This is a genomic window from Brachyspira aalborgi, assembly GCF_008016455.1.
Classification (GTDB): Bacteria; Spirochaetota; Brachyspiria; order Brachyspirales; family Brachyspiraceae; genus Brachyspira; species Brachyspira aalborgi.
The window spans coordinates 1,398,657-1,420,203 of sequence record NZ_SAXU01000001.1; the positions used below are offsets into that span (position 1 = coordinate 1,398,657).

Genomic DNA, 21,547 nt, shown 5'->3' on the forward strand with positions numbered 1-21,547 from the left:
TTAACAAATATTTAATTTTTTGTCAATAATTATAATTATAAAAAAATAGATAATTTTTTAATATTTAAAAAACTATATATTTACTTAATAATTATTTAAAAAATTTTTAATATAAATAGTTGACATAGAATTACTTTGTTATATTATATTTAAATATTTAATTAATTAAGGATTTTTTTATGAAAACTATAGACGCTAAAGGAATTCCATGTCCTAAACCTTTAATTTTAACTAAAACCGCATTAATGAATGCAAATATTGGAGACGAGATAGAAGTTCTTATAGACGATGAAGTCGCGTTTCATAATATAACGGATTTTCTTAAAAATAACGGAATAACTTATACAAATGAAGGAATGAATTTCAAAATTAAAAAGAATAAAGATTTATCTTCAAATGAAAACTCTGAAAAATCTTCAGGACCAATAATTGCCGTAGCTGATAAAAAATTTATGGGACATGGAAATGAAGAATTGGGCGAATTATTATTAAAAGCATGTTTAGGAGCTTTGAAAGACGCTAATCCGAAGCCCGAAGCTTTATATTGTTATAATAGCGGAGTTTTTTTGGGAGTCGAAGAGCCTTATAAAACTTTACTTCAAGAATTGAGAGATGCGGGAATAAAAGTGTTTTTCTGCGGAACTTGCGTAAAATTCTACGAACTTAACGATATAAAAGTTGAAGAGCAAACGAATATGCTTGGAATAATAGAAGCTATGGCTAACGCTTCCGCCGTTATAAGAATATAATATTTTAATTTTAAATTAATAATGAAAAAGAAAAATTATTATTTCGATAATTCAACTACAAGTTTTCCTAAACCTAAAGAAGTAGCCGAAGAGATGTCTAATTTTATTATGAATATCGGAGGAACTTACGGAAGAGTTAATACAGAAAGAGGAAAGGAAACTACAAAAAAAATTGAAGAATGCCGAGAATCGCTTGCAAATATTTTAGGAGTAAAAAATATCTCAAATGTTATATTTACTTCGGGAGCGACAAGGTCTATAAACGATATATTAATAGGACTTGATTTGCATGACACAAAAGTTTTAATTTCTTCTTTGGAGCATAATGCGGTTTTAAGACCGATTTATAAATTAAGCAAAAATAAAAATGTCGAATATCAATTAATTCCTTCAATTAAAAATAATAGCGAAAACGGATTAATAGATATTGATAAACTTTCTAATATAATAAAAAAAGATAAAAATAAAATATCGTTGATTATAGTAAATATGGAAAGTAATATAAGCGGAGTAATTCAGCCGATAAAAAAAATTAAAGAAACTATAGGCAATATTCCTTTGCTTGTCGATGCGACTCAATCAATCGGAATAAAAAAAATTGAAGCGGAAAAATGGAATATAGATTTTTTAGCTTTTACGGGACATAAAGGATTACTCGGTCCTACAGGAACGGGCGGTTTTTATGTAAAAAATAGCAAAAAATTAAAACCAGCTTATTTTGGCGGAGGATTTGGCGACTATTATGAAACTCCTTATAGCATCCCCGAAATATACGAATCAGGCACGCCAAATACTGTCGGAATAATTGGACTTTTAGCGGCTTTAAAAAATAAGCCCGATTGGAAAATAAATATAGACGATTTAATCGAAACTATAAAAGAAATAGAAAGTATGAATAAATATAAAGTTATATGGTCCAAAAATAAAAAATATCAAGGATTTTTATTTTCTATAACATTAAAAAATAACGATATAAATATGGCTAATTTAACTTATAAGCTATATAATGATTATAATATAGAATGCAGATACGGATTTCATTGCTCTTTTTTATCTCATAATTTTTACGGAAATAAAGAAGGCGCTATAAGATTTTCGTTTTCTCCATACACTAAAAAAGAAGATTTAAAATATTTAATAAATATATTAGGGAAGAAATTATGGTAAAAAGTTTTTGTTATTTACAAACGCCGAGAGATTTAATTAAAGCTGAAAAAATTTTAATGGATGCGGGAATAGAAGTCGTTGTTCGTCCAGCGCCAGAGCCTGTATTTGGAGTATGCAATATGGCTATCGATATTGAAGATAACGATAAAGTATATATTGTGTCTTTATTAGAAGCGGCGGGTTTAATGGTTAAAGTTAAAGATATTCAATAAATAATGAAAGATAATTTAAAAAATGAAATATTGGAACTTGTAAAAAGCGCCGATATTGTAAAGCCAGCGAGATATTTAGGCGGAGAGATAAACGCTATAATAAAGCCGAATGCTGATTTTAAATTTATAATGTCTTTTGCAGATTTGTATGAAGTGGCGATAAGCAATTTAGGACTTTCTATACTTTACGAAGTTATTAATTCAATAGAATACGCGTCCTGCGAGAGAGTTTACGCTGTAGCTTACGATTTTGAAAAATTATTAAAAGAAAAAAATATTCCTCTATATACTTTAGAAACTTTTAGCAAGGTGAAAGACGCCGATGTTTTGGGTTTTACTCTTCAATACGAATTAATTTATACGAATATATTGCAAATTTTAGAATTAAGTCAAATTCCAATTTTCAGAGAAGAGAGAGGAGAAGATTTTCCAATTATAGTGGCTGGAGGTCCGAGCGTTTACAATCCTTTTCCGCTTTCAAATTTTATAGATATTTTTTTAATGGGAGAGTTCGATTTTGAAATAAAAAATTTTGTCGATATAATTTATAATCTTAAAAAAAATAAAGCAAAAAAAGACGATATATTAAAAGAATTATCAAAATTAGAATACGCTTATATTCCGAAATACCCTAAAAATTCCGTGAAAAGAATTTTTGTTGAAAATATTAACGACATGCCTTATGTCAAAAAACCTTTAGTGCCGATTTTGGAAGGAATACAAAATAGAATTTCAGTCGAGATAGCGAGAGGTTGCTCCCATAGTTGCAGATTCTGTTTAGCGGGAATCACTTATCGTCCTGTTAGAAATAGAAAAGTTGAAAAAATAATTGAAATAGCTATGGAATCTTTGGAAGCTACAGGTTTTGGAACTTTGAATTTATTTTCGCTTTCGGCGGACGATTATCCGAATATATTTGATTTGATTGATTATCTTCAAACTTTGGGAGAGCATAAGGGATTTTCTTTGTCTTTGCCATCTTTGAGAATAGATTCTTTCGATAAAGAAACCGCTAACAGAATCGCTCAATTCAAAAAAACGGGCTTAACTTTTGCGCTTGAAGTTGGAAGTCATGAATTGAGAGAGAGAATTAATAAATCGATGGACGAAGATGCAATATTTAATATTCTTTCAGACATTCAAACTATTGGATGGAAAACGGTAAAAATTTATTTTATGATTGGCTTTACCGAAAATCCCGACAAGGAAGCGGATGAAATTATAGAAACTTTGGAGAAAATGATAAAGGCGTCAAAAAATAAAGTAAAAATAAACGCCGCAATAAATGTTTTTGTTCCAAAGCCTCATACTCCGCTTGAAAATTTAAATCAACTTACGGACGAAGAAGCGATTATTTGCATAGATAAAGTAAAAAATAGATTTAGAGGAACAAAAGTTTCTGTCAAATATCATCCTCCAAGAATGGCGGAAATTGAAGGAATAATATCTAGAGGAGACGAAATTGTCGGAGATATAATTTACGAAGCTTATAAAAACGGAGCGAGATTCGATTCTTGGGTAGAATATTTTAAATACGATATTTGGAAAAAAGTCATCGAAGATAAAGGACTTACGATAAAAGAATTAATTTCAAAAAAGAAAGAAACTCCATGGAAATGCGTGGACACTCTTATAAGTCAAAAATTTTTTGATAGAGAATATGAGAGATTTCAAAATGGGAAATTTACCGAATATTGTTTTACGGGAAATTGTCAGAACTGCGGAATTGATTATAAAACTTACTGCCATAAATATAAAAAAGAAATATTAAATAAAAATTTTGAAGAAATGAAAGAAGAATTGAAAACTTTAAAAAAGAGAGATATTTTTTCCGTTAATTATAAAATATTTGCGAAATTCAAAAAAGAAGGAATTTCGTCTTTACTCGGAATGCATGATTTATCGCGTATTATGATTTCAGCGTTTAAAATAGCGGGAGCGAAAATATCTTTAAGCAAAGGTTTTCATCCGCTTGAAAAAGTTTCGTTTACGCCGCCGACTCCTTTTGCCTGCGAAAGCGAAGCGGAATTTATGGAAGTTAGTTTAATCGAAAATATTGATATCGATTTGATTAAAAATAAAATAAATAATTTGCTCGCTCATATTGGAATAAATATTTTAAAAATAGAGTTTATTCCGATTAATCTAAAAAAAATTAATACTTTGCCAAAAAATATTTTATACGAAATTGAAACTAATAACGATAAAGAGGCTTTTGATTTGCTTAAAAATAAAGAAGAATTAAAAGAAAGCGAAGAGAGAAGAGGAGATTATTTAATTATAATGTCCTCAAATAAAATATTGATTACTTTGCTTGACGGAAACGAAAAATTGATTCGAGTTAGAGATATAAAAAATTATCTTCTTAAAAATAATATTGTTATAAAAAAAATAAAAAAATTGGATTTGGTTGAAATTAATGAATTTGTTCAGATATAAATATGTTATGTGAAGAATGTTATTACAGTTGCCAAGACTAAATTCTGCAGAGCGAGGCGGATAAGTGTTGAGATAACGCTGGAAATAATAATAAATATAAATAAGCAATAACTATTGGTATTTAAATTATTAATGTTTTGACAAAAAGAAATGGTTTTTCTATTAACTTTTTTGTAACTACTTGCTTCACTCTTGCCATAGGCGTCTCTATGGGAATTAGCTTTTAGCCTAGCGTGTTAGCAAAAAAGAACAAAAATCCTCTTTTTTATATTGTTTTTATTAACAAACGAATTTATAATTAATTTAAATTTCAATATTTAACTTTAATTAATTTTAATGAGGAATTAAAAATGAAAAATAAAAACATAATTATTTTTATAATAAGTTTATTGACTTTTATATCATGCAAAAATTCTTACGCTGAAATAAAATGGGAAAAAGATTTGGCAACCGCAATTAAAAAAGCTAAAAGTAAAAATCTACCGATTATGATAGACATATATACCGATTGGTGCAGTTGGTGTAAAGAATTAGATAAAAATACTTACGCAAACGAAAAAGTAATTGAAACGGCTAAAAAAATAGTGTCGGTAAAATTGAATCCCGAAACTTCAGAAGAAGGAGAAGAGATTGCAAAAAAATACGGAGTTAAAGGTTATCCTACTATTCTTTTTATTAACGCTGACGGATTCGTTTTAGAAAATGTCGGAGGATATGTGGAAGGAGAAAAATTTGTTCCTTATATGAAAAATGCGATTGAAAAATTAAGCAAAATTAACGCTCTATTATCAAGCAAAGAGCCGAGTTTAGAAAAATTAGATTTATATATGGAATCGGGAAACGAGGAAGAAGCGACTAAATTATTTAATAATTTATTAAGCAAAAAATCGATTCCTGAAGAATCTATGCCTAAATATTTGCTTGGTTTTGGTTTAATAAAAGCTCAAAAAAAAGATTACGAAAAAGCGAATATATATTTCGACAAAATAATAAAAGAATATCCTAAATCGGAAGAAATTTATATATCGCATTATTATAAAGCGGTTATTATGGTGCTTGCGGGAGAAAAAGATAAGCCTAAAAAATATTTGGAAAAATTGCTTAATGACTCAAAAATTCCAAAAGATATGAAATCGCAATACGAAACTTTATTATCTTATATAAATGAATATTAATATATGAACAATATTATAATAACGATAAGCAGACAATACGGAAGCGGCGGCAGATTTATAGGAGAGAGAGTCGCAAAAAAATTAAATATAGGATTTTACGATAAAGAATTTATAGATATTGTAGTTGAAAAAACGGGAATAAGCAGAGCGACTATAGAATCAAAAGACGAAAAATTTACAAACGATAATATATTTTTCAACGCTTTTAATAAGAAACATTTTTTAAGTCCTTTTAATAACGCTATGACTTATTCTACTTTAGACAAAATATTTGATATTCAAAGCGATATAATAAAAGATATAGCAAATAAAGGTTCATGCGTGATTATAGGAAGATGCGCAAGTTTTATATTAAAAGATTCGCATAAATGTTTTAATGTTTTTATTCATGCGCCGATTAAAAAAAGAATAGAGAGAATAACAAATCAATATGGAATAAAAATAGAAAACGCCGAAACTCAATTAAAAAATACCGATTTATATAGATATAATTATTGTAAATATTATACGGGAGAGGAATGGGGAAATATGGTTAATTATAATTTAACTATAGACAGCGGATATTATGACGATGAACAAATTAGCAATATAATGATAAAATCTATTGAAGAGATTAAAGATTAAATTAATTAACGGACATTTATTATGAAGAAACTTGTAAAAGATTTAAATGATTTTAGAGAAAGCGATTATTTTTCTTACGAAAGCAAATGCAGATTATGGAAAAATAGACATATATCTTTAATTATAGATTTCGGAGAGGATGCGAATAAATCAAGAATGTTAAAAAAATATAAAAGCAAAATTAACAAAATATTAAATTGGATTGATTCTAATAAAAAAACTATATCCGATTTTTTAATTTCGCATCAATGCATAACTTTAGCGGAAGAATGGATTTCTAAAAATAACGAAGAGATTGAAGAAAATTGTTATAAAAACGATATTGGCGATATAATAAATATTCCAATAACTGACGAAGATTTTTATAACGCTATGTATTTAGACAGCGTTTTAATAGATTTTGAAGAAGATGAAAGCAAACCCGACACGACAATGCATATATTATTCGAACCCGATTATTTTAAGAGTCATTCTTTAATCGTTTATTTAGACGGAGATGAAAATATAGAATACGGAGATATTGCAGGATAAAAATAAAAAATTAAATCAAACATTAAACCTAAAAGTGACAACATCGCCTTCTTGCATAATATATTGTTTTCCTTCGAGTCTTATCGCTCCAGCCTCTTTTGCTTTAACGAAACTTCCAAGCTCAAGCAATTTGTCGCAATTTATAACTTCGGCGCTTATAAAACCTCTTTCAAAATCGCTATGAATAACTCCAGCCGCTTCGGGCGCAAAAGCTCCTTCTCTAACAGTCCAAGCTCTCGTTTCATCCTCGCCCGATGTTAAGAAAGTGATTAATTTTAAGAGTTTATGTCCAGCTTTCGATAATCTTGAAACTCCCGATTCTTTTACTCCAAAATCTTCTAAATAACTTAATCTCTCTTCTTCGTCCAAATCTTGTAAATCCGCTTCTATCTTTGCGCTAAACGGAATTAATTCAATATTTTTTTCTTTAGAATATTTTTGCAATATAGCGTAATTAGGATTTTTTTCGGGATTTGAAAGTTCGTTTTCTGAAAGATTCGCTCCAATCATCATACTTTTTGAAGTGAGTAAAAATAAAGGTTTAATAATTTCTTTTTCCGTATCGCTTAAATTTAATCCAAATATAGGATTTGAATTATTTAATTCGGGAAGTAATTTATTTAAAAGCTCAAGTTCTTCTTCTATAACTTTTGCTTTTCCGCCTTTCAAAGCTTTTTTTTGTCTTTCAATTCTCATATTAATCGTTTCGATATCGGCAAGAATTAATTCGGTTAATATAATATCTAAATCTCTTAAAGGATTAACCTCTCCAATATGCGTAATATTTCCGTCTTCAAAAACTCTAACTACTTGCAAAACCGCGTTAACCTCTCTTATATGAGATAAAAATTTATTTCCAAGTCCTTCGCCTTTTGAAGCTCCTTTTACTAATCCTGCAATATCTACAAAATTAACGGCATTATAAACTTTCTTTTTCGACTTAAAAAGATTTGCAAGTTTGTCTACTCTTTCATCGTAAATTATTGCCGTAGCTTCGTTTTTATCTATAGTGCAAAACGGATAATTAGCCGCTTCTGCATGAGCGTTTGTAAGAGCGTTAAAAAGCGTTGATTTTCCAACATTTGGAAGTCCGACAATTCCTATAGATAAAGCCATATTTTTTCCTTAAAAGTTTTTTATTTAGAATTAATTTTAAATTAAGATTAATTATATAGATAAATAAAATAAAAAACAATAAATTTTTTCTATATTCTCTTGCAAGAAAAAGATTTTCCATTACGGTTAAATGAGCGCACATATTTAATTCTTGATGTATTGTAATAATGCCGTTATTTATAGCGTCTGCGGCTTTATTAAAAATAACTCTTTTGCCTTCTAAAAATAATTCTCCGCTATCGCATTCGTATATTCCTCCTATAATTTTTATAAGAGTAGATTTTCCCGCTCCGTTTTCTCCCAAAATTGCATGAACTTCGCCTTTATTCATATCAAGATTAATATTTTTCAAAACGGGAATTCCGAAAAAAGATTTTGAAATATTTTTAGCTCTAAAAACTATATCAGCCATTAAATCTCCTTTTAATTATAATTTATTCATTGCAACCGCCAAAGTAGAATAATCGCCTATTTCTTCTTTGAAAAACGAAGCCTCTATACTGCAAAAATTAGCGCTGTATTTTAAGGCTTCCTCTTTAATTACGGATAAAACTATATTTTTAAAAAACGATTCCATTCTTGCATATATTCCGCCTATTATAATTTTATAGTTTCTAAACTTTTTGCTTTGGCTATTCCTATTGCAAAAGTTTTGGCGTATTCTTGAAGATAAAGATAATCTTGAATAATATAATAACGGAATTTTTCTTTATCTAAAGTTCCGTCTTCGATTCCCATAACGAAAGGATGTTTATTATATTTATCCCATATTTCTTTTGACATTTCAAGCAAATATTTAACCGTTTTCATTATTTTTTCTCCCTTTTTTATAAAAAATTATTTTGAAAATTCCGTATTTAAATTAAAAGAATGATTTATAGGTCCTCTGCCTTTTCCTAAATTTAGCATAGATTCTAAAGCTCCCGAGATATAATCTTTAGCTTTTTTTATCGCATTTTCAATATCGTAGCCTTTTGCCAAATTGGAAGCTATGGCGCTTGAAAGAGAGCAACCCGTTCCATGCGTGTTTGGGGTGTCGATTCGTCTACCGTAAAACCATTTTAATTCTCCGTTTGAATATAATAAATCGTTCGCGTCGTTTAAATTATGTCCGCCTTTAAGCAAAATGGGACATCCGTATTTTTCTCCGATTGACTTTGCCGATAGAATCATATCTTCCTTGCATGCGATTTTAATTCCCGAAAGAATTTCCGCTTCTGGAATATTCGGAGTTATAATAGTCGCCATCGGAATGAGCGATTCTTTAAGAGTAATCACGGCGTCAGATTCTATTAATTTAGAGCCTGAAGTCGCCGCCATAACTGGGTCGACGACAATATTTTTAGCCTTATAAAAGTTAAGTCTTTCCGCTATAACCTCGATAAGCTCGGAATTTGAAACCATCCCAATTTTTACGGCATCTGGATAAATATCGGTAAAAATCATATCAATTTGCCTTTTTAGAAAATCGGGGCTAATTTCCAATATGTCTTTCACTCCCGTTGTGTTTTGAGCGGTAAGAGCCGTAATCGCCGTCATAGCGTAGACTCCGTTCATAGTCATAGTTTTTATGTCCGCTTGAATTCCCGCTCCTCCGCTGCAGTCGCTTCCCGCTATCGATAATGAAGTTTTCATTTTGTTTCTCCTTAAAATTAATTATTTATTTTTTATTATTTTAAAATTTTTAAAATAATAAAGATTCAAAAAATAAATCTGTATTTATAAAATCCGCTATAAAAAAATCCGCGATATTTTTAATTTCTTTTTGTCTATTTTCGTATTTATCATATACGGCTGCGACTAAAAACGAAGACATTTTAGCCGTTTTGATTGGATAATAAGCGTCTTCAAATATAAGAGTTTCCCTTTTTTTAGTCCCAAGAAATTTTAACGATTCCTCAAAAATATTCGGTTTGTCTTTTCCGTATCCGACGGAGGAACAAGTAAAAATTTTAGAAAAAAACTTTTCCATTTTATTTCGCTTCAAAGCCGCTTCGATTAAATAATCGTCAGTCGCGGTGGCGATGCACATTTTAACTCCTCGTTTTTGTAGAATCTCTAAAAACGATTTTATGTTTAGTTTTGGTTTGGCTTCGTAAAAATAAAAATTTTCTATCGTTTTATTTATTCCGTTTATAATTTCTTTTTCCGTCAAATCGAGTTTATATTTATTTTTTATATAATTTGCCGACTGACTCAAACTCATTGAAGATATAATTTCGTTAAAGTTTTCTTCGGCTTCAAATCCTATGGAACGAATATAATCCGAGCCTGCCGTTTGCCAAATGGACATCGAATCGAATAATGTTCCGTCAAAATCAAAAATAGCGCCTTTTAATTTCATAATTTAATCATTTGCTCCGATAGTCTGCGAAGTTCTCTGCATTCTTCTTCGATATTTTTAGCTCCGAAAATCGCGCTTACTAAAGCCACTCCGTCAGCTCCGCTTCCAGCAAGTTTCATAATATTATTTTTTCCAATTCCGCCAATAGCGACTACGGGAATATTTACCGCATTGCAAATACTTTTAAGATTTTCAAACGGAATAACATTAGCGTCAAGTTTAGTTGAAGTTGAAAACATAGCGCCTACTCCGAGATAATCCGCCCCGTTTTTTATCGACTCTAAAGCCTTGTTTATGTTCTGAACTGAAACTCCGATTATCATTTTGTCGCCGACTAATTTGCGAACTTTAGAAACAGCCGTATCTTCCTGCCCGACATGGACTCCGTCCGCTTCGCATTTTATGGCTATATCGACATTATCGTTTACTAAAAACGGAATGCCATATTTTTTGCATAAACTTTTTATTTTAATCGCTTCTTCTAAAAATAATTCTTCGTCAAGATTTTTTTCTCTAAGCTGAACGCATGTAGCTCCGCCTTTCAAAGCCGATTCAACCTGCTCGTATAGATTTTGTTTGCCTATCCAAGCTCTGTCCGTGACTGCGTAAAGTATAGCGTATTTTTTATCGAATCTCATATTTCGCTCCTTTATCCAATTCTTCTGGAGTGAGATTATAAATAGCGTCAATTATATAATTTCTATACGAGGAATTTCCGTCAAGTTTTGTCAAACGATTATAAGCGATTTCGCCTGCAAGTCCCATCGCGCATACCGAAGCCGCGGCGGATTCTAAAATCCGATTTGGATTGGCGGAGATAAAAGCCGCCGTCATTGCGGAAAGCTGGCAACCAGTTCCCGTAACCGTAGCCATCATTGAATGCCCGTTGCGAATTATATAGGTTTTTTGATTGTCGCTTACAATATCTATAGCTCCCGTCATAGCGATTACGGAGTTTGTTTTTTCGGCAAACGATTTTACAAATTTTATCGTTTCGTCCAAATTATATTCGGTAATTTTATCCGATTCGCTTGCGTCAACTCCTTTTGTCGACATATTGCCAGAAGCGAGAGATTTTATTTCGGAAGCGTTTGCTCTAATTACAGAAAATTTTATTTCGTTTAAAAGTTTTAAATTGGTTTGCGCGCGTAGTTTTGACGCCCCCGCTCCCACAGGGTCGAGAACAATAGGATTATTAATTTCGTTCGCTTTTTTGCCAGAAATTATCATCGCTCGAACCGTTGAATCGTCCAAATTTCCCGCGTTAATATTTAGTCCGTTGCAAATAGAAGCTATTTCAGAAACTTCGTTTTCGTCTTCAGCCATAATCGGCGACCCTCCGCAGGCAAGAATAATATTGGCGCAGTCGTTTATAGTTACATAATTTGTAATATTTTGAACGAGGGGATGTTTGATTTTAACATTTTCAAAAATTGACTTAAACATATTTTTATCCTTATTGTAATTTTTATTTTTTATAACAATTTTATAAAACTTTTACGCGATAAAAATGGGATAACCTTCGCGGACATTCCGTAAAAATCACAATAAAGACGACTTCCTACGGCGGCATTATCCGCATCAGGTAAAAGGGTCGAAGTTAATTACTTCCTCTCAGCCCGATATACGAGCTCCCCCGCTTTTGTTGTTTACTATATTAATTATATAATTGTTTTAATATTTTGCAAGTATTATTATCTTTATTTTTTACTTAAATAAGATAATCTTTCAATAAATAAAGTCAAACAAAGCCGCTTGTTATACCTATAATCCCAACTCTTATCTTATTTTTATCCCATTTTATTTTCCTATCTTCTAACCACTTAATATCTCCTTTATATCTTTCTATAATTTTTGCATTTTTACTCTTTGATAATAAAGCTATTATATTATTCAATAGTTCTAATGATTTGTCCATGCGAAATATTATATATAATAATATGTTATTTTGCAAATAAATATATTAAATTAAAGTCTACTTAATAATATTATTAATAAATATAGTCGTAATCCATAGTATATATTATTTGTATATTTTTTAATATTATTTATATTCGATTAATTTTATTTGCTCAATTACTTTTAATATAGCTCTTACTTATACTAGTTTACATAAAATTCACAGCGTTTTAAGTAAGGCATTGCTATCAAAGATAGTAAATAAAAAATTTACATAAATTTTGTGGGTTAAAAATTAGTTTACATAATAATATATTTTTAAATAAAATTTGTATTTATTTTCAATAATTATATAATTTATAAAAATATTAAAATAGGCAAATTAAATGAAAAAAGTAAAAGTAAAAATTAAATCTAAAAACGAAATTAAATATAATATTCTTATAAAAAACGGAATATTAAAAAATACGGGAAAATTAGTAAAAAAATTATTAATTGGAGAGAGAGTTTTAATAGTAACTGATAATATAGTCGCTAATTTATATGTTGATAAAATTAAAAAAAGTTTGGAAAAAGAAAATATAATAACTTCCGTATGCATTTTAGAAAATGGAGAAGCGAATAAAAATATAGAAGGAATTTCAAATATTTATTCTACTTTAGCTAAAAACGAATTAAGCAGAAAGGATATGATAATAGCGCTTGGCGGCGGAGTTGTAGGCGATATGTCGGGTTATGCGGCTGCGACTTGGATGCGAGGAGTAGATTTCATACAAATTCCGACTACGCTTTTGGCATGCGTTGATTCTTCTGTTGGCGGAAAAACGGGAATTAATATAGCGGAAGGCAAAAATCTTGTAGGCGCTTTTCACAGTCCTAAACTTGTTATAATCGACAGCGAAACATTAGAATCGCTTCCAAAAAGAGAGTTTAATGCGGGAATGTCTGAAATCGTAAAACATGCTTTACTTTTTGACGAAAAATTGCTTGAAACTATAGAAAATCATTATAATAAAAATGAAAAATTAGATATTGATTATATACTTAAAAGAAATTGCGAATTAAAATCTCGTATAGTTCAAATCGATTATAAAGAAAAAAAAGAGAGAATGTTTCTTAATTTTGGGCATACTATCGGGCATAGCGTGGAAAATGCTTCGGGCTATGGCGTTTTATTACATGGCGAAGCTGTAGCAATAGGAATGATTTTTGCAATAGAATACGGAATAAAATTAGGAATAACTAAAAATAAAAATATTTTAGAGAGAGTTAAAAATATTTTATCGAATATAGGACTTCCGATTAATATTACCGAAAATATAAACTTAAAAGAAGCTATAAAACTTGATAAAAAGAGAAATAATGAAAAAATTAATTTTGTATTTCTGGAAGATATCGGAAAACCTATTATAGAAAAAGTAGATATAAATTCTATAATGTAATAGATTTAAAAAAATTTTGTTCTTTTAGTTATAAAAATAATAAAGATTTTTGTTAAGATTAATTGATAAAAAATATTATTTATTATATGATTTAATAAATTGAGTAAATAAAGAATAAATAAAAAATGAAAATATTAGCAATAGATACTTCTTGCGATGATACTTCTGTCGCTATAGTCGAAAACGGAAATAAAGTTTTGTCTTCGGTTTTAAGTTTTTCAATAGAAGAATATAAAGAATTTCAAGGAGTTGTTCCCGAAATAGCGGCAAGAAAACATATAGAAGCTATTATTTATGTTATCGATAAGGCTTTAAAAGACGCTAATCTTAAATTAGAAGATATAGATTTATTTGCAGTGACGAATAGACCTGGACTTTTAGGTTCGCTTTTAGTCGGAGTTGGCGCAGCTAAAGGTTTGGTATTCGCTATGCAAAAACCTTTAATAGCTTTGGACCATATAGCAGCTCACATTTATTCGCCTCATCTTACTAACGAAATAGATTTTCCTTATATAGCTTTGGTTGTTTCTGGCGGACATACTATAATAACGGAAGTTCATTCGCATGGAGAATATAAAATTATTGGAACGACTTTAGACGATGCGGTTGGAGAGGCTTATGATAAAGTTTCAAAATTTTTAAATTTAGGTTATCCTGGCGGACCGATAATAGATAAACTCGCTCAAAAAGGAGATAAAAACGCGATTAAATATCCTTTAATACTTTTAAGCGGAGCGGATGAATTTAATTTTTCTTATAGCGGATTAAAAACGGCATGCGTTTATTCCACAAAAAAATATTTAAAAGAAGGATACGAAGCGACAAACGAAAATATAGCCGCCGCATTTCAAATAAGCGCAATAGAACCTTTGTATATAAAAACTTTAAAATATGTTGAGATAAGCGGAATTAAAAGAGTGACGATTTCGGGAGGAGTGGCATGCAATAGTTATTTGAGAGAGAGATTTTCAAACTCAAAAGATTTTGAATGCTATTTACCCGAATTAAAATATACGACAGATAATGCGGCAATGGTTGGCGGATTAGCGTATTATATGAAAGATAAACAAGAATATGCCGATTATAATTTGGATTGTTTTTCAAGAGTTCTAAATAAAAAATATAATAAAAAGAAAAATATTTAAATATATATAAAAAATAAATCAATTAAGATTAAATTTCTTACTCATATTTTTGCTTATAATTTTAGAGCCTTTCGGTCCTACGGAAGTTAAAAAGAATTTTCTATTTAATAATTTTTCGTCTATAACTTCATTAACCGATTTTAAATTAACTTTATCTATAGATTTATAAATATCCTTAAACGACATATATTTTGAAGCGTAAATTTCGTTTCTCGCATTTTTATTCATTATATAATTGGCGTTTAATTTGCTGAATGCCATTGAGCTTTTATAACTTTCTTTAGATTCTTCCAATTCTTCTTTGGTTATTCTTTCGTCTATAAGTTTATTTAATTCTTTATATACGGTTTCTATAGTTTCTTCATAATTTTTTAAACTTGTAGAGCCTGCAATTTCAAATATTCCTCCGTTTATAAAACTTGTAGCCGAACTATAAATATTATAACAGAGTCCTTTATTTTCTCTAACGCTTTGATATAATCTCGAATAAGAACTTACTCCAAAAATATCGTTTAGAATATTCATGCTATATTTTTTGTTATCGTTTGCGTCATAAGAAGGAGTAAATAAAGAAAAATATACATGATTTAATTCTTCTTTTTCTTTCGCTATCGTTTCATAATAAAAAGGCGCTTTCTTATTAACGGTTTTTATATCTTTCTTTAATTTAATGGCAGATAATTTTTTTATAGCTAAATCCATATCGAAATTTCCAGCTATTGAAATAACTAAATTATTGGCGTTAAAATGTTTCTTAAAATATTTATATACTTTTTCTCTGCTTATGCTTTTTATATTATTTATATGTCCGCCTATAGGCAAAGCCATAGAAGTTCCCTTATATGCATGCGCAAAAAACTGACTTGAAACAGTTTCTTCGGGAGTATCGTTTACCATTTTCAATTCTTCTATAACGACTTTTTTTTCTTTTGAAATATCTTCTTCTCTAAAAGCAGAGTTTAAAATTATATCTTCCAAAGTGTCAATAGCTCTTTCAAAATATTTAGAAATAATATTTATATAAAAAGAAGTTAAATGTCTCGAAGTAAAAGCGTTAAATACTCCGCCGACTCCTTCAATCTTTCGGACAATTTCTTTTGCGCTTGTTTTATCCGTTCCTTTAAATAGCATATGTTCTATAAAATGAGTATAGCCGTTAGTTTCTTTATTTTCGTTTGCGCTTCCCGTAGTAAAGAAAAATCCCGTTGAAACCGTATCTAAAATCGGCATATATTCAAGTATTAATCTTATTCCGTTTTTTAATGTTAATCTTTTTACCATTTTTATTTTCCAAATTTATATTAGATTTTTTATATTTTTAAAAATTTTCGACAATATAGATTATAAAATATAATAAAAGTATTTGCAAATATAATTAAATATTATCTATTGTAATAAGAATTATTAAAAAATATACAATAAAATAAACTTACAAAAATAAAGCGCTGTCAATTTATAATAAACTAAAAACGATAAAAATTTAATGTCTCCCTTATATTTCATTAAATTTTAAAAATCCAAAAAATATAAATAATCGTCAGAATCTTCCTCTTTCATCTCTTTAGCGGAAATTATTTCAACATTAACATTTTTTCTTTTAGCCGTTATCGTGTTCAATTCTAAATTCGCTCTTCCTATAACTTTTGGTTTTGCATCCGTTATGACAACAATAACTCTGTTTTCGTTTTGAAATTCAAATTTTTCCAAAGCCTGCTGAATCGCTTCATACATTGGCTCGGCTTTATCGCCTCCGCCGTCTGCGTAAAAATATTTTGACTCTCTTTCTATCTCTTCTATATTATTATTAAACTCTATTTTTTTAGTTAAATATTTATCTTTAGTATCTCTATAAAGAATAAAACCGATTCTTGAATTTTCATTTTTTGAAATTATATTTTTTGAAATTGTTTTTATCTCGCTTTTTATCGCTCTTAAATACGGCTTCATACTTCCCGTAGTATCTATAACCATAGTTAAATCGACAGGATTCCCGTTATTATATTTGTCAATTATTTTATGAATATTAGCTTTTAAATCGTTGTCGTCTTGAACGGAAGTATTTTTTATTCTCTCGACATTATTAATAGATTTTAAAGTATTATCTATCTCTTCGTTATAAGAGTTTTTTTTTTCAATCTCTCTTTCAATACTATTGTTTATATTTCTATGAACTATCATTTCATTTGTATTTAATTCAATAATATTCTCTTCTTTTTTTGGCGTTTCCTCTATTTTTGGCATAGGCTCTATTATTTTTGTATTATCTATTATCTTTTTATTTGTAGATTCTATAATATAATCGATTGGATAGGTAAAAGTTTCCCGATTATTATTAAATACATTAAAAGATAAATATCTATCGTTAGGCATTTCTTTAAAATAAGCTTTTATATAAAGTTTTTTTCCTATCTCTCTATTATAAGTATCTTCTAAAATTATGGCGCTTCCGTCAACATTAATAGTATTTCCGTAAGTAGTTTTTATTAATTTATACGCTTCGTTTGTTTTTCCATCTCTCACATAAAAAGCGTATCTTCCGTTATTTGCTCCCGAATAATATAAATAAAAAGCGTATAAATCTCCTTCTCTTTCGACATTTCTTAAAGATATTATTGGATTTGTTCTATCGTTATTTATTTTTAATGCAATTTCGCTTTCTGATAAAATATTTCCGTTAATATCGTAGGATTCAAAAATTAAATTTATATTATTTCTTAATTTAATTTGAGTATTATTGTATAAATGTAAAGTTTCGGGTAAATAGGTTTCAAAGACATATCCTAAATTATCATGAACTGAAGTATTATTAATATTTATTAAAGAATTATTTGCATACAAATAAGAATAAGAACCGTCCTCAAGTTTATATTTTAATTTTAATCCCGCGGTTTCGCTATTTTTCTGTATATATATATGATAGCCCATTTCTAATTTATTTACTTCAATATTATTCTGATTTATAATATCAAAATTTTGAGCATATAAATTTGCAAATACTAAATACAAAAGAATAAAAGAATATTTTAACTGTCTCATTGTTATACCTCTTAAAATTATTATCGGTTATGAATGCCATAAATTTGCATTATTATGTTAATAAAATTAAAGAAAAATAATTTAAAATTTAATCAATTAAAACTTGCTTTTTTATTTAAGGAACATTTATATTTGAAAGCAATTCTTCTATAATCATATCGCTATTTATATTTTCCGCTTGCGCTTCATAACTTATACTAATTCTATGCCTTAAAACTTCGTAAGCGACATTTCTTATATCTTCGGGCATAACGAAAGCTCTTCCATGCATCATTGCGTTTGCTTTTGCCGCTTTTGTTAAATATATTCCCGCTCTTGGCGATGCGCCATAATCAATATATTCGCTTTTAAGGTTATAATCGCTTGGGTTTCTTGTGCTATCAATTATATTTATAATATAGTCTAATAATCTTTCTTCAATGTGAATTTGATTTGCAAGTTTTCTTAATTTTTCTATAGTTTCTATTGTAGTTATTGAATTTGTAGCTAAAGGTTTTGAAGAAGACATATTTTTTATTATTGTTTTCTCTTCGCTTTTGCGCGGATATTTCACTATAACTTTTAACATAAATCTATCTACTTGAGCTTCGGGCAGAGGATAAGTGCCTTCTTGTTCTATAGGGTTTTGAGTTGCAAGAACTAAAAATACATCGGGAAGTTTATAAGTTTTATCGCCAATAGTCACTTGATGCTCTTCCATCGCTTCTAATAATGCGGATTGCACTTTTGCAGGCGAGCGATTTATTTCATCCGCTAATATTATATTTGCAAAAATCGGTCCTTGTTTTGGCAAAAATACAGAATTCTTAATATCGTAAATTTCCGTTCCTATTATATCGGCGGGAAGCAAATCGGGAGTGAATTGAATTCTTTTATAAGAAGCGTCAATAGTTCCCGCTAAAGATTTTACGGTTAGAGTTTTTGCAAGTCCAGGAACTCCTTCAAGTAAAACATGTCCATCGCATATAATTCCTAAAAGAAGTTTATCAATCATATTTACTTGTCCGATTATAACTTTTTTAATTTCATCTTTAATAGCGTTTATAACATCCAAAGCCGCGTTTGCAGCTTCTGAAATAGCTTTTAACTCTTTTGCTTCGCTCATATTTTATTTTTCTCCGTTTTTTATTTTAGATAATTTTTTAGATTTTATATGTTTATAAGTTAAAAATACGATTAATATTAATATTAAATATTCTATTATCGTAATGATTAAAAAATAATTTCCAAAAACTCTTATTTTATATCCTCTTAAAGGTTCTTCTTTAGGAATTAAATTATTTCCGTTTCTTATCTCATAATATTGCGCTTCAAGTTCGGGAATTTTTAATTTTCCTTTTCGTATTGGTTTAAGAGTATATATTATTTTATATTTTGAAATCGCTTCGTTATTTTCTTTAGCCGATAATTCCGATTCAATTTCTTTTTTTATAACCTTAAAATCGCTTATCGCGTTTTCGTTTAATCCTTCCGCTTTAAATGTTTCCGCATCGCCTATAAACTCCAAAGAATATTTTATTGTTTGCCATTTATATATATTTTTTTTATTTATTTTTCCTTCGACTATGACTAAAGGATATAGAATATTTGCAAATATAATTAAAATTAAAAAAATATAATATTTCATTTGGATAGATTATACAGAAAACTAAAAAAAATTCAATGATTATTATGTAATTTAATTCCGATAAAAAAGTTATATTAAAAATATTTATTAAAATATGTACAAAGAAATGATAAAATGAAATTGAAAATTGTAATATATTCTTTTGTTTTATTATTATCAATGATTTTATTAAATAATTGCACCGCTTTAATGTTAGGAGCACCTGATACTTTTACCTGAAAAAGTTATAGCGCCTGAAATAGTGCCGTTTTGAAAAGTAATATTAGGATATTCTTCTGATTGCCCCTAAATTATTAATTATTATTAATCGCATAAAATATTTTGTTAATAACATTATCGTCATTTTTTAGGATTATGTTAACATTTTTTGACAAATAAAATATTTTAGCTTGGTTTTAAATCTAAAATTGACAAATACTCTCTATTTTGATAGAATATAAATTATATTAAACGGAAAATATTATATGGAAAAAAATTATAAAGTAATAGCAAGAAAATATCGCCCTCAAACTTTTGAGGAGGTTATTGGACAAGAACATATAACAAAAACAATTTCAAAAAGCATAGCTCAAAAAAAAATAGCGCATGCTTATTTATTTTCAGGTCCGCATGGAGTAGGCAAAACTTCTCTTGCAAGAATAATTGCAAAGGCTTTAAATTGCGTTAATGGTCCTACAGATAAACCTTGCGGAGTATGTCCTTCATGTTCGCAAATAGAAAATGGAAATCCTCTCGATGTTATTGAAATTGACGGCGCAAGCAATAGAGGAATTGAAAATATAAGGACGATAATTGAAAATGTGAGAATATCACCAGTTTCTGGAAAATATAAAATATATATTATTGACGAAGTTCATCAAATAACCAACGAAGCTTTTAACGCTTTATTAAAAACTTTAGAAGAGCCTCCGTCTCATGTGGTTTTTATATTAGCGACAACCGAAGCCGAAAGAGTTTTACCGACTATAAGAAGTCGATGTCAACAATATACTTTTAAGTCTTTGGGAATAAACGATTTAGAAAAAATTCTTAAAGTAATACTCGATAAAGAAAATATAGCTTATGAAGACGAAGCGATTTTTTTAATTTCAAAACAGGCTAGAGGTTCGGTTAGAGATAGCGAAACTATTTTAGAAAAAATGATTGCCTATACAACGGATAAAAAACTTATAAGCGCGTCAGATGTAATTGCGGTTATAGGCGGAAATAATTTTAGTTTTGTTAAAGAGTTTTTCGATATTATGATTTCGGGAGATAAAAAAAATTATTTTCTATTTATAAAAAAATTATTTGAAGAAACGGTTGATGCAAGAACTTTTATAAATAATTTAATCGAATATATGCGAATCGTCCTTATGATTAAAAGCGGAATTAACGATATAAAACTTCTTGAAATAACGGAAAACGAAAGAGACGATTTGAAAATTTTTGCAAATCATTATAGCGACAATGAAATTGAAAAAATACTTGATTATATACTTTCTATTGAAGAGAGAATAAGAAACGCTGCAAATCCAAAAACAATATTTGAAATGCGCGGAATTATGCTTTTGAATACGGATAATTTAATAAGCCCGCTTGATATAGTTTCCTCTTCAAATATTTCAATAAGCGAAGATAATAATATTAATTTTGAAAATATTAACGAAGAGAGAAATTTAAATAATTTTAATAATAGAATTGAAAATAAAACTCAATACGATTCTGCATTAAATCCAGACGACAAAAGAAGAATATTCTATAATAAAATACTTTCTTATATTGAAAGAGAAAGCCCAAGCATATATTCTCTACTCTCTCAAGGAAATCCTATTGAAAGTAGAGGAGCTACTTTAATAGTTTCGCTTCCAGATACTATATACGAGACGATTCAATCGGATAAAAGAATTCCCAATTTAATAGCGAATGCAATTCCAAAATTTACAAAAAATAAAGAAGTGGCGATTCAATTTCAAAAATCTTTAGAAGGCGATATAACGGATAAACTTAAAAATAGATTGCAAGCGACTCCCGTAGATTCTGAAAATTTATAATTAAGGAA

At 28.9% G+C, this 21,547-nt stretch carries 23 protein-coding genes and 1 riboswitch; of the genes, 10 read left to right on the forward strand and 13 right to left on the reverse strand.

Translation table 11 applies throughout. The annotated features are described in order from the left end of the window. Positions 1 to 179 precede the first annotated feature (179 nt). The 7 genes from yedF to EPJ79_RS06285 all read left to right on the forward strand — a co-directional run bounded on the left by yedF (position 180) and on the right by EPJ79_RS06285 (position 6,897). A complete protein-coding gene (gene yedF, locus EPJ79_RS06255) occupies positions 180 to 749 on the forward strand; it encodes a sulfurtransferase-like selenium metabolism protein YedF (protein ID WP_147738842.1) in 570 nt (189 codons plus the stop codon). A gap of 21 nt (positions 750 to 770) precedes the next feature. Beyond that, positions 771 to 1,916, forward strand: coding sequence for an aminotransferase class V-fold PLP-dependent enzyme (locus EPJ79_RS06260; protein WP_147738843.1), 1,146 nt, complete (start codon positions 771 to 773; stop codon positions 1,914 to 1,916). After that, positions 1,910 to 2,128 (forward strand): putative Se/S carrier-like protein, encoded by a 219-nt coding sequence (locus EPJ79_RS06265; RefSeq protein ID WP_021959806.1) that lies wholly within the window; start codon positions 1,910 to 1,912, stop codon positions 2,126 to 2,128. Before EPJ79_RS06260 ends, EPJ79_RS06265 begins: the two co-directional genes overlap by 7 nt. 3 nt (positions 2,129 to 2,131) lie before the next feature. Continuing rightward, complete coding sequence (locus tag EPJ79_RS06270) at positions 2,132 to 4,567, forward strand: TIGR03960 family B12-binding radical SAM protein (RefSeq protein ID WP_147738844.1); 2,436 nt, start codon at positions 2,132 to 2,134, stop codon at positions 4,565 to 4,567. Between the two features lie 350 nt (positions 4,568 to 4,917). Then, a complete protein-coding gene (locus EPJ79_RS06275; RefSeq protein ID WP_147738845.1) occupies positions 4,918 to 5,742 on the forward strand; it encodes a thioredoxin family protein in 825 nt (274 codons plus the stop codon). 3 nt (positions 5,743 to 5,745) lie between these two features. Next, the gene (locus EPJ79_RS06280; protein ID WP_147738846.1) at positions 5,746 to 6,366 is read left to right on the forward strand and encodes a cytidylate kinase-like family protein; all 621 of its coding nucleotides are present in this window, start codon (positions 5,746 to 5,748) and stop codon (positions 6,364 to 6,366) included. Between the two features lie 21 nt (positions 6,367 to 6,387). Next, complete coding sequence (locus EPJ79_RS06285) at positions 6,388 to 6,897, forward strand: DUF2262 domain-containing protein (RefSeq protein WP_147718505.1); 510 nt, start codon at positions 6,388 to 6,390, stop codon at positions 6,895 to 6,897. A 15-nt stretch (positions 6,898 to 6,912) separates the two neighbouring features. Here the strand turns inward: EPJ79_RS06285 and ychF are convergent, their stop codons facing one another. The 9 genes from ychF to EPJ79_RS11550 form a co-directional block, all read right to left on the reverse strand. Next, positions 6,913 to 8,013 carry a redox-regulated ATPase YchF gene (gene ychF / locus EPJ79_RS06290; protein WP_147738847.1) on the reverse strand — a complete coding sequence of 367 codons (1,101 nt, stop codon included), beginning with the start codon at positions 8,011 to 8,013 and terminating at the stop codon, positions 6,913 to 6,915. Then, entirely contained in the window at positions 7,955 to 8,425 is a 471-nt protein-coding gene (locus EPJ79_RS06295; RefSeq protein ID WP_147738848.1) for an ATP-binding cassette domain-containing protein, read from the reverse strand. The genes ychF and EPJ79_RS06295 overlap by 59 nt, the downstream gene beginning before the upstream one ends. 15 nt (positions 8,426 to 8,440) lie before the next feature. Next, a complete protein-coding gene (locus EPJ79_RS11545; protein WP_158634355.1) occupies positions 8,441 to 8,590 on the reverse strand; it encodes a hypothetical protein in 150 nt (49 codons plus the stop codon). Between the two features lie 20 nt (positions 8,591 to 8,610). After that, on the reverse strand, positions 8,611 to 8,823 hold the full coding sequence (locus tag EPJ79_RS06300; protein WP_147526695.1) for a thiaminase II/PqqC family protein: 213 nt from the start codon (positions 8,821 to 8,823) through the stop codon (positions 8,611 to 8,613). A gap of 27 nt (positions 8,824 to 8,850) precedes the next feature. Beyond that, positions 8,851 to 9,648, reverse strand: coding sequence for a bifunctional hydroxymethylpyrimidine kinase/phosphomethylpyrimidine kinase (thiD, locus tag EPJ79_RS06305; protein WP_147531518.1), 798 nt, complete (start codon positions 9,646 to 9,648; stop codon positions 8,851 to 8,853). Positions 9,649 to 9,697: 49 nt separating this feature from the next. Next, the gene (locus EPJ79_RS06310) at positions 9,698 to 10,357 is read right to left on the reverse strand and encodes an HAD family hydrolase (protein ID WP_147526693.1); all 660 of its coding nucleotides are present in this window, start codon (positions 10,355 to 10,357) and stop codon (positions 9,698 to 9,700) included. Continuing rightward, positions 10,354 to 10,995 carry a thiamine phosphate synthase gene (gene thiE / locus EPJ79_RS06315; protein ID WP_147738849.1) on the reverse strand — a complete coding sequence of 214 codons (642 nt, stop codon included), beginning with the start codon at positions 10,993 to 10,995 and terminating at the stop codon, positions 10,354 to 10,356. Before thiE ends, EPJ79_RS06310 begins: the two co-directional genes overlap by 4 nt. Further along, positions 10,982 to 11,803 carry a hydroxyethylthiazole kinase gene (gene thiM, locus EPJ79_RS06320; RefSeq protein WP_147526691.1) on the reverse strand — a complete coding sequence of 274 codons (822 nt, stop codon included), beginning with the start codon at positions 11,801 to 11,803 and terminating at the stop codon, positions 10,982 to 10,984. The genes thiE and thiM overlap by 14 nt, the downstream gene beginning before the upstream one ends. Before the next feature lie 95 nt (positions 11,804 to 11,898). Continuing rightward, a riboswitch (TPP riboswitch) is annotated at positions 11,899 to 12,005 on the reverse strand. A gap of 93 nt (positions 12,006 to 12,098) precedes the next feature. Continuing rightward, positions 12,099 to 12,275, reverse strand: coding sequence for a hypothetical protein (locus tag EPJ79_RS11550; protein ID WP_158634356.1), 177 nt, complete (start codon positions 12,273 to 12,275; stop codon positions 12,099 to 12,101). 367 nt (positions 12,276 to 12,642) lie between these two features. On the opposite strand from EPJ79_RS11550, the gene aroB reads away from it, so the two are divergent. Beyond that, a complete protein-coding gene (gene aroB / locus EPJ79_RS06325) occupies positions 12,643 to 13,698 on the forward strand; it encodes a 3-dehydroquinate synthase (protein WP_147738850.1) in 1,056 nt (351 codons plus the stop codon). A gap of 125 nt (positions 13,699 to 13,823) precedes the next feature. Next, the gene (gene tsaD, locus EPJ79_RS06330) at positions 13,824 to 14,843 is read left to right on the forward strand and encodes a tRNA (adenosine(37)-N6)-threonylcarbamoyltransferase complex transferase subunit TsaD (protein WP_147738851.1); all 1,020 of its coding nucleotides are present in this window, start codon (positions 13,824 to 13,826) and stop codon (positions 14,841 to 14,843) included. An 18-nt stretch (positions 14,844 to 14,861) separates the two neighbouring features. Here tsaD and EPJ79_RS06335 read toward each other — a convergent pair whose 3' ends face one another. From EPJ79_RS06335 to EPJ79_RS06350, 4 genes are all read right to left on the reverse strand, one after another. Next, positions 14,862 to 16,124, reverse strand: coding sequence for a M16 family metallopeptidase (locus EPJ79_RS06335; protein WP_147738852.1), 1,263 nt, complete (start codon positions 16,122 to 16,124; stop codon positions 14,862 to 14,864). A 228-nt stretch (positions 16,125 to 16,352) separates the two neighbouring features. Beyond that, positions 16,353 to 17,879, reverse strand: coding sequence for a vWA domain-containing protein (locus EPJ79_RS06340; protein ID WP_147738853.1), 1,527 nt, complete (start codon positions 17,877 to 17,879; stop codon positions 16,353 to 16,355). A 115-nt stretch (positions 17,880 to 17,994) separates the two neighbouring features. Beyond that, a complete protein-coding gene (locus tag EPJ79_RS06345) occupies positions 17,995 to 18,984 on the reverse strand; it encodes an AAA family ATPase (protein WP_021958113.1) in 990 nt (329 codons plus the stop codon). A 3-nt stretch (positions 18,985 to 18,987) separates the two neighbouring features. Beyond that, the gene (locus EPJ79_RS06350; RefSeq protein ID WP_147738854.1) at positions 18,988 to 19,506 is read right to left on the reverse strand and encodes a BatD family protein; all 519 of its coding nucleotides are present in this window, start codon (positions 19,504 to 19,506) and stop codon (positions 18,988 to 18,990) included. A 464-nt stretch (positions 19,507 to 19,970) separates the two neighbouring features. On the opposite strand from EPJ79_RS06350, the gene dnaX reads away from it, so the two are divergent. Next, positions 19,971 to 21,539 carry a DNA polymerase III subunit gamma/tau gene (gene dnaX / locus EPJ79_RS06355; protein ID WP_147738855.1) on the forward strand — a complete coding sequence of 523 codons (1,569 nt, stop codon included), beginning with the start codon at positions 19,971 to 19,973 and terminating at the stop codon, positions 21,537 to 21,539. Positions 21,540 to 21,547: the final 8 nt, after the last annotated feature.